General features: G+C 69.0%; 15 protein-coding genes and 1 tRNA gene. 10 read left to right on the top strand and 6 right to left on the bottom strand.

Annotated elements, in window-relative coordinates; translation table 11 throughout:
* The first annotated feature begins 111 nt into the window (after positions 1-111).
* From Aco04nite_RS06905 to Aco04nite_RS06875, 7 genes are all read left to right on the top strand, one after another.
* Positions 112-1128: an iron-siderophore ABC transporter substrate-binding protein gene (locus Aco04nite_RS06905; RefSeq protein WP_212996323.1), complete on the top strand. Its 1017-nt coding sequence runs from the start codon at positions 112-114 to the stop codon at positions 1126-1128.
* A 6-nt stretch (positions 1129-1134) separates the two neighbouring features.
* Entirely contained in the window at positions 1135-2154 is a 1020-nt protein-coding gene (locus tag Aco04nite_RS06900) for a FecCD family ABC transporter permease (protein WP_212996322.1), read from the top strand.
* A complete protein-coding gene (locus Aco04nite_RS06895) occupies positions 2151-3179 on the top strand; it encodes a FecCD family ABC transporter permease (RefSeq protein ID WP_212996321.1) in 1029 nt (342 codons plus the stop codon). Before Aco04nite_RS06900 ends, Aco04nite_RS06895 begins: the two co-directional genes overlap by 4 nt.
* Before the next feature lie 2 nt (positions 3180-3181).
* Entirely contained in the window at positions 3182-3991 is an 810-nt protein-coding gene (locus Aco04nite_RS06890) for an ABC transporter ATP-binding protein (protein ID WP_438874898.1), read from the top strand.
* On the top strand, positions 3991-4572 hold the full coding sequence (locus tag Aco04nite_RS06885; protein ID WP_212996319.1) for an MSMEG_1061 family FMN-dependent PPOX-type flavoprotein: 582 nt from the start codon (positions 3991-3993) through the stop codon (positions 4570-4572). Before Aco04nite_RS06890 ends, Aco04nite_RS06885 begins: the two co-directional genes overlap by 1 nt.
* A gap of 155 nt (positions 4573-4727) precedes the next feature.
* Positions 4728-4892 (top strand): hypothetical protein, encoded by a 165-nt coding sequence (locus Aco04nite_RS06880; protein ID WP_212996318.1) that lies wholly within the window; start codon positions 4728-4730, stop codon positions 4890-4892.
* Positions 4893-5058: 166 nt separating this feature from the next.
* Positions 5059-7446 carry a M4 family metallopeptidase gene (locus Aco04nite_RS06875; RefSeq protein ID WP_244875787.1) on the top strand — a complete coding sequence of 796 codons (2388 nt, stop codon included), beginning with the start codon at positions 5059-5061 and terminating at the stop codon, positions 7444-7446.
* An 80-nt stretch (positions 7447-7526) separates the two neighbouring features.
* Here the strand turns inward: Aco04nite_RS06875 and Aco04nite_RS06870 are convergent, their stop codons facing one another.
* The 6 genes from Aco04nite_RS06870 to Aco04nite_RS06845 form a co-directional block, all read right to left on the bottom strand.
* A complete protein-coding gene (locus tag Aco04nite_RS06870; protein WP_212996317.1) occupies positions 7527-8180 on the bottom strand; it encodes a nucleotidyl transferase AbiEii/AbiGii toxin family protein in 654 nt (217 codons plus the stop codon).
* Positions 8181-8182: 2 nt separating this feature from the next.
* Positions 8183-8548: a hypothetical protein gene (locus Aco04nite_RS06865; protein WP_244875786.1), complete on the bottom strand. Its 366-nt coding sequence runs from the start codon at positions 8546-8548 to the stop codon at positions 8183-8185.
* An 81-nt stretch (positions 8549-8629) separates the two neighbouring features.
* Positions 8630-8701: transfer RNA gene (locus tag Aco04nite_RS06860), tRNA-Arg, on the bottom strand.
* Between the two features lie 71 nt (positions 8702-8772).
* Positions 8773-9537 (bottom strand): hypothetical protein, encoded by a 765-nt coding sequence (locus Aco04nite_RS06855; RefSeq protein ID WP_212996316.1) that lies wholly within the window; start codon positions 9535-9537, stop codon positions 8773-8775.
* A gap of 46 nt (positions 9538-9583) precedes the next feature.
* Entirely contained in the window at positions 9584-10258 is a 675-nt protein-coding gene (locus Aco04nite_RS06850; protein ID WP_212996315.1) for a DUF305 domain-containing protein, read from the bottom strand.
* Positions 10258-11058 carry a thioredoxin-like domain-containing protein gene (locus Aco04nite_RS06845; RefSeq protein ID WP_212996314.1) on the bottom strand — a complete coding sequence of 267 codons (801 nt, stop codon included), beginning with the start codon at positions 11056-11058 and terminating at the stop codon, positions 10258-10260. The genes Aco04nite_RS06850 and Aco04nite_RS06845 overlap by 1 nt, the downstream gene beginning before the upstream one ends.
* Before the next feature lie 112 nt (positions 11059-11170).
* On the opposite strand from Aco04nite_RS06845, the gene argS reads away from it, so the two are divergent.
* The 3 genes from argS to Aco04nite_RS06830 are packed head-to-tail and all read left to right on the top strand — an operon-like array spanning position 11171 to position 15534.
* Complete coding sequence (gene argS, locus Aco04nite_RS06840; protein WP_212996313.1) at positions 11171-12835, top strand: arginine--tRNA ligase; 1665 nt, start codon at positions 11171-11173, stop codon at positions 12833-12835.
* Between the two features lie 3 nt (positions 12836-12838).
* Entirely contained in the window at positions 12839-14224 is a 1386-nt protein-coding gene (gene lysA / locus Aco04nite_RS06835; protein ID WP_212996312.1) for a diaminopimelate decarboxylase, read from the top strand.
* On the top strand, positions 14221-15534 hold the full coding sequence (locus Aco04nite_RS06830; RefSeq protein WP_212996311.1) for a homoserine dehydrogenase: 1314 nt from the start codon (positions 14221-14223) through the stop codon (positions 15532-15534). The genes lysA and Aco04nite_RS06830 overlap by 4 nt, the downstream gene beginning before the upstream one ends.
* Positions 15535-15556 lie beyond the last annotated feature (22 nt).

The following is a 15556-nucleotide window of genomic DNA, read 5'->3' as shown; positions in this document are numbered from 1 at the left end:
CTCGCGAGGGCGGAAGGGCTTCCTGTGTGACCTTTTCCGCATCGACTTGGTGATCAAGTGGTAGGCATTGTTAGGTAAGGCAAACCTTTCAAGACCACGGAGTCATCACATATGCGTTTCGTTCCCAACCGAGGGCGCCGGGTGCTGCTCGCCGCCGTTGCGGCCGCCGTGACCCTGAGCGCGTGCACGACGACCGGCACGGAGGAGGACGACAGCGCTGCTCCGGCTGCGTCCTCGTCCGCCGCCGGGGACCAGTTCCCGGTCACCGTCACCACCGCGTTCGGTGATGTGACCATCCCGAAGCAGCCGACCCGGGTGGTGACCCTGGGCTGGAGCGACGCCGAGGTGGCGCTCGCGCTCGGCGTGCAGCCGGTGGGCGATGCCAACTGGATGGCCTTCGAGGGCGACGGCCAGGGCGTCTGGAACCAGGGCAAGTACACGACCCCGCCCGAGAAGGTCGGCACCCTGGAGCTCGACATGGAGAAGATCGCGGCGCTCAAGCCCGACCTGATCCTCGACACCCGCGCGAGCGGTGACAAGGCGCGCTACGACCAGATCAACGCGCTCGGCGTGCCGGTCGTCGACATCCCCAAGGGTGGCGAGGCGTACAAGACCACCTGGGAGCAGCAGCTCGACCTGGTGAGCAAGGCGCTGGGCAAGACCGCCGAGGCCGCCAAGCTCAAGAGCGACCTGGAGGCGCAGTTCGCCTCGGTTGCCGCCGCGAACCCGCAGTTCAAGGACAAGACCGTGAGCGCGGGCGTGAAGTCCGGCACGGGCTGGGGCGCCTACGTCAGCGGTGACGGCCGGGTCGACTTCCTGCAGAAGCTCGGCTTCAAGGACGCACCCGCGGTCGAGGCGCTCAAGGCCGACAGCTTCTTCATCCCGCTGTCGCAGGAGAAGGTCAGCCTGCTCGACGCCGACCTCACGACGGTCTTCATGATCGGCGTGACCGCTGCCGACGTGAAGAGCGACAAGCTGCTGCAGGCCGTGCCGTCGGTCAAGGCCGGTCACGTCGTCTACCTGGACGACAACGGCATCTCGACCGCGTTCTCCAGCAACTCCGTGCTGGGCCTGAAGTACGCCCTGGACAAGGTTCCGCCGCTGCTCGCCGCCGCGCTGGCCGGCTGACCAACCATGCCGGACACCCGCGTCCGCCGGGCCGTCGCGCTCACCACAGGTCTCGTGGTGCTCGCGGCGGCCCTCGCCGGTGCGGCGTTGCTCAGCCTCGCCGTCGGTTCCCAGCACGTGCCGTTCGGCACGGTGCTGGAGGCGCTCGTGCACCCCGACGACTCGGTCCGCGACAGCCTCATCGTCACCGAGGTACGCATCCCGCGCACCCTGATCGGCCTGCTCGCCGGGCTCGCCCTGGGCCTCGCCGGCGCGATCATCCAGGCGGTGACCCGTAACCCGCTGGCCGACCCGGGCATCCTCGGGGTCAACGCCGGCGCCGGGCTCTTCGTGGTCGTCGGCATCAGCGTCTTCGGCGTCACCAGCCTCACCGGCTACGTCTGGTTCGGCTTCGCGGGTGCCGCGCTGGCGTCCGTGGTGGTCTACACGATCGGCTCGATGGGCCGCGGCGGTGCCACCCCCGTCAAGCTGGCCATCGCCGGCACCGCGCTGACCGCGGCTCTGCTCTCGTTCACCACGGCGGTGCTGGTCACCGATGTGCAGACCTACGACCAGTTCCGGTTCTGGCAGGTCGGTTCGCTGGCCGGCCGGGGGATGGACATCGCGAAGCAGGGCACGCCGTTCCTGATCGTCGGCGTGGTGATCGCCCTCGCCTCGGCGCGGCTGCTCAACGCCCTCGCGCTCGGCGACGACGTGGCGACCTCGCTGGGCCAGAACATCGGCGTCGCCCGGCTCGTCGCCGCGGCCGCCGTCGTGATCCTCTGCGGCACGGCGACCGCGATGGCCGGCCCGCTGGTCTTCGTCGGGCTCGTCGTCCCGCACGTCGCCCGGATCATCACGGGGCCGGATCACCGCTGGCTGCTGCCGTACTCCATGCTTCTCGCGCCTTTGCTCCTGCTTCTCGCCGATGTTCTCGGGCGGGTGATCGCCCAGCCCGGTGAGGTCCAGGTCGGCGTGCTCACCGCGATCATCGGCGCACCCATCTTCGTGGCCCTCGCACGCCGGCGCCGGTTGGCGGAGCTGTGAGCGTCGTCGCGGCAACCCGCCGCCACGAATCGCGCCGCGCGCGTACCGTCACGATCGGTCTTGCGGTTGCCGTCGTCGCGCTCTTCGCGCTGAGCCTGTCCTACGGGTCTTTCCAGGTCTCACTGCCCGACGTCGTCCGGTCCCTGCTCGGACAGCCGACGCCGCCGCAGGTCGACTACATCGTGCAGACGCTGCGGCTGCCCCGGGCGCTCGTCGGCGTGCTCGCCGGGGTGTCGTTCGGGCTCGCCGGGGCGATCTTCCAGCAACTGCTGCGCAACCCGCTGGCCAGTCCCGACGTCATCGGCGTCACCTCGGGCGCGACCACGGCAGCCGTACTGTCCATCGTGGTGCTCTCCACCAGCGGCCCGGTGCTCTCGCTGGTCGCCCTCGGCGGCGCGCTGGTCACCGCAATGATCATCTACCTGTTCGCCTGGCGTGGCGGCAGCGTCGGCGGCTACCGGTTCGTGCTCGTCGGCATCGGGATCGGCGCGGCCATGGCCGGTCTGACCTCGTTCCTGCTGACCCGCGCCGACGTGCGGGCGGCGCAGGAGGCGCTGATCTGGCTCGCCGGCAGCCTCAACGGGCGCACCTGGGACAACGTGGTTCCGCTGGCGATTGCCTCGCTGGTCCTCGTGCCGGGTGCGTTGCTGCTCGGGCGGCCGCTGACCGGGCTGCAGCTCGGCGACGACGTGGCCCGCGGCCTCGGCCTGCACGTCGAACGCGGCCGCCTGCTTCTGCTGATCGTCGGCGTCTGCCTGGCGGGCACGGCGACCGCGGCGGCCGGCCCGATCTCGTACATCGCGTTCATGTCCGGGCCGATCGCCGCGCGGATGGTCGGCGGCGGACGCCCGGTGCTGCTCCCGGCCGGGCTCGTGGGCGCGGCGATCGTGCTCGCCGGCGACTTCATCGGATCACACCTGCTCGGCGCGACCCAGTTCCCGGTCGGCGTCGTCACCGGCATCATCGGCGCGCCCTACCTGCTTTGGCTGCTAGCCACGGCCAATCGAACCGGACGAGGAGCTTGACCGTGCCCGCACCGTCCACCCTGCGAGCCGAGGAACTCTCCCTCGGCTACGGCGACCGGCACGTCGTCGACAACCTGACCCTCGAGATCCCGGCCGGCAAGGTCACCGTCATCGTGGGGCCGAACGCCTGCGGGAAGTCGACGTTCCTGCGCGGCCTCGCACGGCTGCTGCCGGCCTCCTCGGGGAGCGTGCTGCTCGACGGCAGATCGATCCACTCGACGCCGAGCAAGGACGTCGCGCTCAAACTCGGCATCCTGCCGCAGGGCCCGATCGCGCCGGACGGCATCACCGTCGCCGACCTGGTGAGCCGGGGCAGGCACCCGCATCAGGGCTACTTCCGGCGTTGGACGGCCGAGGACGACGCCGCGGTCACGGCGGCTCTGACGGCCACCGGCACGCTGGAGCTCGCCGCGCGGTCGGTCGACGAGCTCTCCGGCGGGCAGCGGCAGCGCGTGTGGATCGCCATGGCGCTCGCGCAGCGTACGGGCATCCTGCTCCTCGACGAACCCACCACCTACCTGGACCTGAGCCACCAGGTGGAGGTTCTCGACCTGCTCACCGATCTCAACGAGTCCGAGGGCGCGACCGTGGTGATGGTGCTGCACGAGCTGAACCTCGCCTGCCGCTACGCCGACCACCTCGTCGTGATGAAGGACGGCGCGATCGTCGCCGCGGGTGATCCGGGCGTGGTCCTCACCGAACAGGTCGTCGAGGACGTGTTCGACATGCGCTGCCAGGTGGTTCCGGACCCCGTCTCGCGTACCCCCATGATCGTCCCCATCGGACGGCACCGCACCGGAGGAGTCAGCTGATGAGGATCACCACCGAGGAGCAGCTGCGAGAGGTCATCGACCACCCGCACCCCGAGCTGCGCGACAAGGCGATCACGGTCATCGACGAGGAGAGCGCCCGCTTCCTGAGCGCTGCCACGTTCTTCCTGCTCGCCACGACGGCGGCCGACGGCACGGTCGACGTCTCACCCCGCGGCGAGACCCCCGGCGCCATCACGGTCCTCGACGAGAAGCGCCTCGCGTTCGGCGACCGCCCCGGCAACCGCCGCCTCGACAGCTTCCGCAACATCCTGCAGTGCCCCCAGATCGGCATGCTCTTCATCGTCCCGGGCCGCGACGAGACCCTCCGCGTCAACGGGCACGCCTCCCTGCACCGCGACCCCGACTTCACCGACGCCCCGCTCGGCGTGATCCTCGAGGTCGACGAGCTCTTCCTGCACTGCGGCCAGTCCTTCAGGCGCGGCTCGGTCTGGGACCAGTCCGGCTGGCCTTCCCCCGCAACGGTCCCGTCCTTCGGCGCAATGATCAAAAGCACAGGCGCCGCCCGCGTTCGTCTCGCTCAACTCGCCCTCGCCGGCGCCGATGACGCGGTGCGTGACTAGCAGGCGGCAATCGCCCGCCTGCAGGCGGACGCGAATCCCCCTTGCGACACGAAACCTCGACCTCGCCGCAGCCTCGCCGTGATCCCTCAGATGCGCCCTAAGGTCCAGGTCCGGCCCGCCGATAGGGAGGGCCCACCGAGCCGAGGAGCCCACGCGTGATCAGCACCCTGACCGATCAGGCGGTCCAGCTCGCCAACGACCTGGTCGGCCCGGACTCGGTGCTCCCCTGGTGGTCCTGGGCAGCCTGGGTCGTCATGATCTTCGCCGCGATTCTCGGGCCGGGCTTCGCCGCGTGGACCGTCGACTCCGACGACGAATGAGCGCGGCCCTGATTCCATATATTTGATCTTATGGATCTTTGGGATGCCCGATCCCTCCCACTGGGGGACCATCGGCCCGAAACATGAAGCCTCCTCGTACACACAGACATCGCTATATGTCTATGTGTAGCTACCGCTACGGATCCTGCGGTCTCAGGAGGACCTAGTGAATCGAACTCTGTCGGCCGTCAGTGCCGCCCTGCTCCTGGGCGGGCTGATGGCAGGCGTCGGCCCCGTGGCAACCGCCGCGGCGGCGCCGCCGGCTCCCGTCACGCCACTGGCCGCGGCCTCGCGTGCCCTCACCGAGCACCGCCCGGCGTTGCAGGCCGGTTCCTCGGACGCGTTCACCGTGCGCAGCAGCGCTGTCGACGCCGATGGCGCCGCGCACGTCCACTACGACCGTACGTATCAGGGCCTGCGCGTCAGGGGCGGCGACACCGTCGTGCACACCGCGCCGGACGGCAGTTTCGAGAAGGCGTCGGTCGGGCTCACCAAGCCACTTTCGCTGGGTACTGCCGCCAAGGTCTCCTCCAGCGCGGCGGCGGCTGCGGCCACCAAGGCGTTCCGGGGCAAGGTCGCCGAGGTGGGGACCCCGGAGAAGATCGTGGACGCCTCCACGGGCGGTGCGGTCCTGGCGTACCAGACGGAGGTCAAAGGTTGGGCCGTTGACGGGCAGACGCCGTCCCGGCTGCAGGTTGTCACGGACGCCACCACCGGTGCGGTGCGTGACTCGTGGGACGAGATCGAGACCGTGGACGGTACGGGCCGGGGCATCTACGTCGGCACCGTCACGCTCAGCACCACTCAGTCGGGCAGCAGCTACACGCTGACCGACCCCACGCACGGCAACGGCTACACGTGCGACATGAACAACACCACCACGACCTGCTCGACCATGACCGACACCGACAATGCGTGGGGTACGGGCGCGCAGTCGAGCGACCAGTCGGCCGCCGTGGACGCGCACTACGGCGCCGCGCTGACCTTCGACTACTTCAAGAACAACCACGGCCGCAACGGCATCTTCAACACCGGTGCCGGCGTGCCGTCCCGCGTCCACTACGGCAGCAGCTACGTCAACGCCTTCTGGGACGGCGCCCAGATGACGTACGGCGACGGCTCCGGCAACGCGGACCCGCTGGTCTCCCTCGACGTCGCCGGGCACGAGATGTCGCACGGCGTCACCGAGAACACGGCGAACCTGAACTACACCGGTGAGTCCGGCGGCCTCAACGAGGCGACCAGCGACATCTTCGGCACGATGGTCGAATTCTCGGCGAACAACACCTCCGACCCGGGCGACTACCAGATCGGCGAGGAGATCGACATCAACGGCGACGGTACGCCGCTGCGCTACATGTACAACCCGACGCTCGACGGCGCCTCCCACGGCTGCTGGTCCTCCAGCACGAACAGCGTCGACGTCCACTACTCGTCAGGCCCGGGCAACCACTTCTTCTTCGACCTGGCCGAGGGTACGGGCGCCACCTCGTACGGAACCTCTCCGGTCTGCAGCTCCGCGCCGGCGGTCACCGGCATCGGCCGGGCCAAGGCGGCGGCCATCTGGTACCGCGCCCTGAGCACGTACTTCACCTCGACCACCCGCTACTACCTGTCCAGCAACCTGGCCAACTCGGCCCGCGCCCACACCCTGTCGGCCGCAACCGACCTCTACGGCAACTGCAGCACCGAATACAAGGCAGTGCAGGCCGCCTGGACCGCGGTCAACGTGGCCGGCGCCGACGCCACCTGCTCCACCAGCGGCAACAGCTTCACCCTGGCACTCTCGTCTGCCTCGGGCACGGTGGCTCCCGGCGCGTCCGTCCAGACCACCGCCACCACGGTGAACACCGGCACCGCCCAGACTGTCGCCTTCACCGCCTCCGGCCTCCCGACCGGCGCCACGGCCACCTTCAACCCGTCTTCCATCACCTCGGGCGCCTCGTCGACGCTGACGCTGGCCACGTCCGCTTCCACCCCGGCGGGCACCTACTCGATCACGGTGACGGGCACCGGCACCTCGGTCACCCGCACGGCGACCTACACGCTCACGGTCTCCGGTGGCGGCGGCGGAACCTGCTCGGCCACCCAGCTCCTCGCCAACGCCGGCTTCGAGTCAGGAGCAACATCCTGGACCCAGAGCCCGAGCGGCGTCATCGGCATCCACAGCACCCAACCCGCCCGCACCGGCAGCTACGCCGCCTGGCTCAACGGCAACGGCTCCACCTCAACGCAGTACATCTACCAGCAGGTCACCCTGCCGACGGGCTGCGCCACCTACGCACTGTCGTTCTACCTGCACATCGACACCGCTGAAACCTCGACGAGTACGCAGTACGACAAGCTCCAGGTCCAGGTCCTGAACACGAGCGGGACGGTCCTTGGCACGGTCGGCACGTACTCCAACCTGAACGCAGCCAGCGGCTACACGGCCCGCTCCTTCAGCCTGGCGTCCTACGCGGGCCAGACGGTCCGTCTCCGCTTCTACGGCACTGAAGACTCATCCCTCCAGACGTCTTTCACCCTCGACGACACAGCCCTGAACATCTCCTGACGCTGAGCTGCGACATGCATTGGGGCGTCCCGCTTGGACCGGGGCGCCCCACCCAAACCTCGGGCGGCACCGAGGGACGGCTATTCCTGACCTGCGAGGATGTCGTTCCGCCATTGCGCGAAACGCTCCCGCATCGCTGCGATGTGTTCGGGCGCAGCGTCGTAGGAAGCGAAGCGCCTGTCCGGATAACGCTGGACCATCGCCAGGAGGTCAGCAAAAATCCGGCGATCGAAACCTGCATCGGCCTGCTCTGCCAGCTCAAGTAACTTCTGACGGCTATAGCGCCCGGTTGAGACAGCGGCGTCGACGTCGAGGAAATCACGCGGCTCGGCGCGGGTGAAGAGCGCGGACATCTTGCCCGCCACCACGTCGTCGATGTGGAGGACCGGTCCGATATCCATCATCACCGGTGGTAGGGAACGCCAATTCACGGCCAATTCAACTTTGTAAGGCCGATCCGGCGTGGCGGTATCGGTTACGGCGAGCCGGGCGAAGGTCTCGAACTGTTGAACGACCTCGACGACATATCCGTCCGCGCGATATCCGTCGATGACGGCATCTACCGCAGCGTGGAAATCCTCGCGGCGATCCCATGCGGTGAACAGGTCCACGTCTTCGCTCGGGCGGCTCAAGATTCCGTGCGCCTGAACGGCATACCCGCCGGCGAGCGCGAAGCCGAACCTTCCGGCGACCCGGAGTCCGATCTCCGCCATTCTCTGATGCCCCAGATCCATGGTCAGCTGGCGAGAGTTTGCGGCGGTACGGTCAGCTCGGGGAACCGAGCCTGCCACAACGCCCGCAACCGGGCAGGTAGCCAAAGCTCTGACCACATCTGCCGGAGAAGATCGCCGTCGAGCCACTGGCTCAGGATCTCGGTGGTCGCGGCCTGATTCAGCACAGTCTGATACATGACCTGCAGGTCGCCGGCGTCGTCCAGGTCGTAGGTGCTGTCACCGGACCAGTCCAGCGAACGATCGAGCACTACCGAGCCACTCACCGGGCCATGCAGCTCAGCGAGGCTCGCCGGCACGACATAGTGACGCTGGTCCGCATACCGCGAACCAGGCGTCCTGCTCTCAGCCTTACCTGTCTGCCTCGCCACACCCACGATGATATGCCTCGGAGAAAATAAAAAAGCCCCAGGTCCGCGCTTATCGGCAGACATGGAGCGAGAAAAATTGAGTGCCCCCGGCAGGATTCGAACCTGCGCTTTCGCCTCCGGAGGGCGACGCTCTATCCCCTGAGCTACGGGGGCTCAGCGAGGCAAACTCTAGCAGCCCGCCCCGAAGCCCCGCCAACCGGATACGCGGCGCGCCCCCGGTGGGGTCAGTGTGGGGTGGTGCCGAACGTGGGGCTCAGGGCGATGCCTGCCGTGCAGTCCAGCTCGCCCGGGGAGAGCTGGATGCGGGATGGGCGCCAGGTTTCGGCCTTGCCGCCGGTTACCCGGGCGATGATGCATTCGTATTGGGCGGCTCGGAGGGCGACCCCTACCGTGCCGTCGGCGGAGGCGAAGTCCTGGCGGATCGCCGGGTCGAGGTTGAGGGCGGTGACGGCGGCGCGGACCTGGGACTCGTCAAGCCGGTTTGTCAGGGCGGTCTTGAGGCGGTCGTCGACGCCGGTGAGGTCGGGGTCTTTCGCGATCTGCAGTGGGGCCGAAGGAGGGCAGGGGACGTCGTCCGAGCGGGTGTCGTCGTCGGGGCCCAGGTGGAAGTGGAAGCAGATGAGTTCGTGGCTGGTTTTGATGGTGTAGCCGTCCCAGCCTTTTTCGATGCCGTCGCCGGGGATGCGGACGGTGAGTTCTACGCCGCTCTGCCAGTGGGTTTCGCCGGTGAGGGACATGATCTCGACGCCTTCGAACTGGGCGGCCGTGTGGGCGTACTCGTCGGCTTTGTACATCGCGTCGCGCTGGAAGGCTGAGTCGATGTTGTCGGCTGTGTGGGCGGCGGCTGCCACTGCGGAGACGTGGGTCAGCTCCGGGCCGGGGTCGCCCAGTTTGCGGGCGAAGTAGGGGCGGATGACCAGGCCGAGGAGGAGGCCGGCGAGCAGGGTGACGCTCAGCGCGGCGACGGCGATCTTTGTGCGACGCGTCACGGGCGGGGAGTATGCCCGGGTACGCAGGCTGCCGCGTACCCGGGGGCTACTTGGTTTGGAGCTTTTTGAGCATGTCGTCGATCAGGGTGATTTCGCCCTGCTGGGACGCGACCATCGTCTGGGCGAGCCAGGTGACGTCCTTGTTGTCTGACTGGTCCAGGATCGCCTGGGCCATATGGATGCCACCGAGGTGGTGCTGGCGCATCAGGGTCAGGAACTGGATGTCGAGGTCGGGGCTGGCGGCTGTTCGGAGCTTGGCGAGCTGCTCCGGCGTGGCCATGCCGGGCATGAGGCCGTTCTGGACCGCGCCGGCCGAGTCGGGCATCCAGGCCATCGGGGCTTCGGAGCCGGTCGGGCTGAGGTTCCAGTCGCGGAGCCAGGCCTGCATGTAGTTGATCTGGCCGTGCTGGGTGAGCGCGATGTCGCCGGCGAGCGTCACGACGGCGGGGTCGGTGGAGTTGGCGTGGGCGATCATGGCCATCTCCACGGCCTGGGCGTGGTGGGTGCTCATGTCCCGCAGGAAGCCGGCCTCGGCCGAGGTGTCCTTCGGGGTGCCGTAGAGGCGGGGGATGAGGATCCCGCCCGCCGCGCCTACCAGGAGACCGAAGACCAGGACGGCGGTCAGCCAGAGCGGCCCGAACCGGCGGGTGCGGTCCGGGGCCGAGCCGTTGACCGGCGCGGCGGCCTGGGCCGCCGCGTCCGGGTCGGTGGAGACGGTCATCAGGAGCCGGTGGCGCCGGTGGTGGCGTCGGTTGCGGCCGCGACCGGGTCCGAGGTGGTGTTGCCGCCGGAGCAGGCCGCGCCGGGCTCCATGGAGGCGTTCAGGCGGGCGCTCTTGATGAACGCGTCGATGCGCGAGTCGTCGGCGTTGTCGAGCTTGAGCTGGTAGCCCCAGACCTGCAGCGAGACGTTCTTGTCCAGGTTGGCGATCGGGCTCATCAACATGTAGTCCTTGCCCTGGACCTTCGCCTGGAGCTTGGCGACCTGGTCGGCGGCGAGGCCCTGCTTGTAGGTCACCCAGACGGCGCCGTGCTCGAGGCTGTGGACCGCGTGCTCGTTGGCGATGGGCTCGGTGTAGACGTCGCCCATGCAGTTCTGCCAGGTCGGGTTGTGGTCGCCGCCCACCGGCGGGTTGGTCACGTAGGTGAGCGTGCCGTCCTTGTGGTTACGCGAGTCGATCAGCGCGTTCTTCTGGGCGCGGTAGTCGGTCACGCCCTCGATCGCGTTGACCTTGTCCTCCCAGGAGCCGCCGCCCTTGACCGAGGCGAAGACGCCGTAGCCGATGATGCCGACCGCGAGCAGGACCACGACACCGGCGACGGCGATCGGGCCCCAGTTGCGGCCCCCGCTGACCTTGACCGGGGTGACGACCTTCTTCCCCTTGCCGGTGGGCCGCGACGGACCGGCCTTCTTCGACGAGGCGACCGTCTTCTTGGCGACAGGGGGCTTGCCCTGGCCGGACGTCTTGTCGACCTTCACGGAGGACGGGGTCCGTTCGGGCCCCGGGGTGCTCATGCTCATCGTGCCTCGTCAATTCATGGGGTTGGCCGGCATGGGGTTGGTCGGCCCGGGACCGCGTGCAGGCCCCTGATACGCCGCCGGGCGCCAAAGTCTACCCGGATAGCATGGCTCGGTGACTCCTGCTGACCTCGCTTCCACCGTTCTCACAGCTGCGCGTGCCGTTTTCGTCACTCGCGGGCTCGACGTCGCCCTGTTGCCGGAGACGACGACGGTGGAGCGACCCCGCAACCCCGAGCACGGCGACTACGCGTCGACCATGGCCATGCAGCTCGGTAAGAAGGCCGGTGTGTCGCCGCGTGAGCTGGCCGGGGCGCTCGCCGAGGAGCTGAGCAGCCAGCCGGGGATCAAGTCGGTGGAGATCGCGGGGCCGGGCTTCCTCAACATCCGGCTCGACGCCGGCGCGGCGGGGGTGCTGGCGCGCGACGTGGTGCTGGCGGGCCAGGACTACGGCCACACCGAGCGCCTCGCCGGTCAGCGCATCAACCTGGAGTTCGTCTCGGCGAACCCGACCGGGCCGGTGCACATCGGCGGCGTCCGGTGGGCGGCGGTCGGTGACGCGCTGTCCCGGCTGCTGCGGGCCTCCGGCGCGGACGTCGGCACCGAGTACTACTTCAACGACGCGGGCTCCCAGATCGTCCGTTTCGCCAGCTCGCTCCTTGCCGCGGCGAAGGGTGAGCCCGCGCCGGAGGACGGCTACGGCGGCGCGTACATCTCGGAGATCGCCCAGGCCGTCCTGGCCGAGGCGCCCGAGGTGCTGAAGCTGGGCGAGGCCGAGGCGCTGGAGACGTTCCGCCGGGTCGGCGTCGAGCTGATGTTCGCCGAGATCCGCCAGTCGCTGACCGACTTCGGGGTGCGGTTCGACACGTACTTCAACGAGAAGGACCTGCACGAGCGTGGCGAGCTGCAGGAGGCGCTGGACCGGCTGCGGGCGCAGGGCCACATCTACGAGTCCGAGGGCGCGACCTGGCTGCGGACCACCGAGTTCGGCGACGACAAGGACCGGGTGCTGCGCAAGTCGGACGGCGACTGGACCTACTTCGCGGCGGACTGCGCGTACTACCTGGACAAGCGTAAGCGGGGCTTCGACCGGGTCGTGATCATGCTGGGTGCCGACCACCACGGTTACATCGGCCGGATGAAGGCGATGTCGGCGTGTTTCGGTGACGACCCGGCGGTCAACCTCGAGATCCTGATCGGCCAGCTGGTCAACCTCGTCCGCGACGGCGAGCCGGTCCGGATGAGCAAGCGCGCCGGCACGGTGGTGACGCTGGAGGACTTCGTCGACGCGCTCGGCGTGGATGCCACGCGGTACGCCCTGGCCCGCTACTCGTCCGATTCGCAGATCGACATCGACGTGGATCTGTGGACCCGGGCAAAAAGCGACAACCCGGTCTATTATGTGCAATATGTCGCAGCCCGGACCGCGAGCGTCGCTCGCCAGGCCGCGGAGGTCGGGCTGACCCGCGGCGAGCCGGCTGACTTCCGGCCCGAGCTGCTGGTCCACGAGAAGGAGAACGACCTCCTCAAGGCCATCGGTGAATACCCGGCGGTCGTCGGCAGCGCCGCGGAGCTCCGCGAGCCGCACCGGGTCGCGCGCTATCTGGAAGACCTGGCGGGGGACTACCACCGCTTCTATGACAAGTGCCGGGTGACCCCGATGGGCGACGAGGAGATCAACGACCTCCACCGGGCCCGCTTGTGGCTGAACGACGCCACTCGAACGGTGATCGCCAACGGTTTGGGACTGCTGGGCGTCTCCGCGCCCGAGAGGATGTAGGTCATGCGGGCACATGAGGCCGGAGCGCTGCACGGCGACATCGGCAACCGGGGGCCGGCGTGGCTGCGTACCCCGGAGGACGTCAATGCCCTCGTGCCGGCGCTGTGGCCGCGCACGGTTGTGCGTACCGATGAAGGGGTCCTGGAAGTCGGTGGCGTGAGCGTCACCGACCTGGCCGCGGAGCACGGCACGCCGGCTTATTTCCTGGATGAGGACGACCTGCGGGCCCGCTGCCGGGACTTCAAGGAGGCCTTCGCCGACGCCGATGTCTACTACGCGGGCAAGTCGTTCCTGTGCAAGGCCGTGGTCCGGATCGTCGACGAGGAGGGGCTCTTCCTCGACGTCTGCTCCGGCGGCGAGCTGGCGGTCGCGCTCGCGGCGGGCTTCCCGGCCGAGCGGCTGGGCTTCCACGGCAACAACAAGTCGGTCTCCGAGCTGCGGAGGGCGCTCGACGCGGGCGTCGGCCGGATCGTTCTCGACTCGTTCCACGAGATCGAGCGGCTCACCGAGCTGGCGCGTGAGGCCGGCAAGCGCCCCGCGGTACTGATCCGGGTGACGGTCGGTGTCGAGGCGCACACGCACGAGTTCATCGCGACCGCGCACGAGGATCAGAAGTTCGGGTTCTCGCTGGCGGGGGGCGCTGCCTTCGAGGCCGCGACGCGGGTGCTCGACGACGGCGTGCTCGATCTGCGCGGGCTGCACTCGCACATCGGCTCGCAGATCTTCGACACCTCCGGGTTCGAGGTCGCGGCGCGCCGGGTGCTCGGCCTGCAGGCGCAGATCCGTGACGCGCGGGGCGTCGAGCTGGCCGAGCTGGATCTCGGCGGGGGTTTCGGCATCGCGTACACCACGCAGGACGATCCTTCCCCCGCATCGGACCTCGCCAAGCGGATCAACAAGATCGTCGACGCGGAGTGCCAGGCGGAATCGCTTCAGCGGCCCAAGCTGTCGATCGAGCCGGGCCGGGCCGTCGTGGGACCTGCGGTTTTCACCTTGTACGAGGTGGGCACGGTCAAGAACGTCGACGGCATCCGTACGTACGTGAGCGTCGACGGCGGCATGAGCGACAACATCCGTACGGCCCTCTACGACGCCTCCTACTCGGCGACACTGGCCGGCCGGGCCTCCACCGAGGCGCCCATTCTCGCCCGCGTCGTGGGAAAGCATTGTGAGTCCGGGGACATCGTCGTGAAGGATGAATTCCTGCCCGCCGACGTGCAGCCCGGAGATCTTGTCGCGGTGCCTGGGACGGGTGCGTATTGCCGGAGCATGGCCAGCAACTACAACCATGTGCCCCGGCCACCGGTCGTCGCCGTCCGCGACGGCGCCTCCCGGGTGATCGTGCGCCGGGAGACCGAAGATGATCTGCTCGCATTGGATGTGGGATGAGCTCTGGTAAGCCTGCGGTCCGTCTAGCCCTGCTCGGCTGCGGAACGGTCGGTAGCGAGGTCGTACGCCTGCTGCACGATCAGGCCGAGGACCTGACGGCCCGGATCGGGGCCCCGCTGGAGGTGGTCGGCGTCGCCGTCCGCCGGCTGGGTCGCGAGCGCGGCAACCTCCCGATCGACCCGGCGCTGTTCACGACCGACGCGCTCGGCCTGGTCAAGCGGGACGACGTGGACGTGATCATCGAGGTGGTGGGCGGCATCGAGCCGGCGCGCACCTGGCTGACCGAGGCGCTGCGGGCGGGCAAGAGCGTGGTCACCGCCAACAAGGCGCTGCTCGCCGAGGACGGCGCCTCGCTGCACGACGCGGCAGCCGAGGGCGGGGCCGATCTCTACTACGAGGCCTCGGTCGCGGGTGCCATCCCGCTGCTGCGCCCGCTGCGCGAATCGCTGCACGGCGACAGGGTCACCCGGGTCACCGGCATCGTGAACGGCACGACCAACTTCATCCTGTCGTCGATGGATGCCACCGGCGCGGGCTTCGGCGAGGCCTTGGAAGAGGCCACCGAACTCGGGTACGCCGAAGCCGACCCCACGGCCGACGTCGAGGGCTTCGACGCCGCCGCCAAAGCCGCCATCCTCGCTTCGCTGGCGTTCCACACCCGGGTCACCGCGGCTGACGTGTTCCGCGAGGGCATGACCGGGGTGACCGCCGCGGACATCGCGAGCGCCAAGGAGATGGGCTGCACGATCAAGCTGCTGTGCATCGCCCAGCGCGGCCCGGACTCGACCGGCCAGGAGTCGGTGAGCGTGCGCGTGCACCCGGCGATGATCCCGCGCTCGCACCCGCTGGCCGGCGTCGGCGACGCGTTCAACGCGGTCTTCGTCGAGGCCGAGGCCGCGGGGCCGCTGATGTTCTACGGCCGGGGAGCGGGTGGTACGCCCACCGCGTCCGCGGTCCTGGGAGACATCGTCGCGGCGGCCCGGAACCGGCTCTCCGGCACCCGTGCACCGAGCGAGAGCTCCTACGCCCACCTGCCGATCCGCCCGATCGGCGAGGCGGTGACGCGCTACCACATCAGCCTCGACGTGGCCGACAAGCAGGGCGTGCTCGCCAGCGTCGCGGGTGTCTTCGCCGACAACGAGGTCTCGATCGCCACCGTGCGCCAGTCGGGCCGCGACGAGGACGCGACGCTGGTCATCGTCACGCACGGCGCACCGGACGCGAACCTGCACGCCACGGTGGAGGATCTGCGCGCGCTGCCGATCGTCCGCTCGATCGCCAGCGTCCTACGGGTCGAGGGCGGATCGTAAGTCCCGGATAGTGGAAGCCCTG

Origin of the sequence: Winogradskya consettensis (assembly GCF_018332715.1) — a bacterium.
In the GTDB taxonomy this organism is placed as follows: Bacteria; Actinomycetota; Actinomycetes; order Mycobacteriales; family Micromonosporaceae; genus Actinoplanes; species Actinoplanes consettensis.
This window is presented reverse-complemented; position numbering and strand designations above follow the sequence as displayed.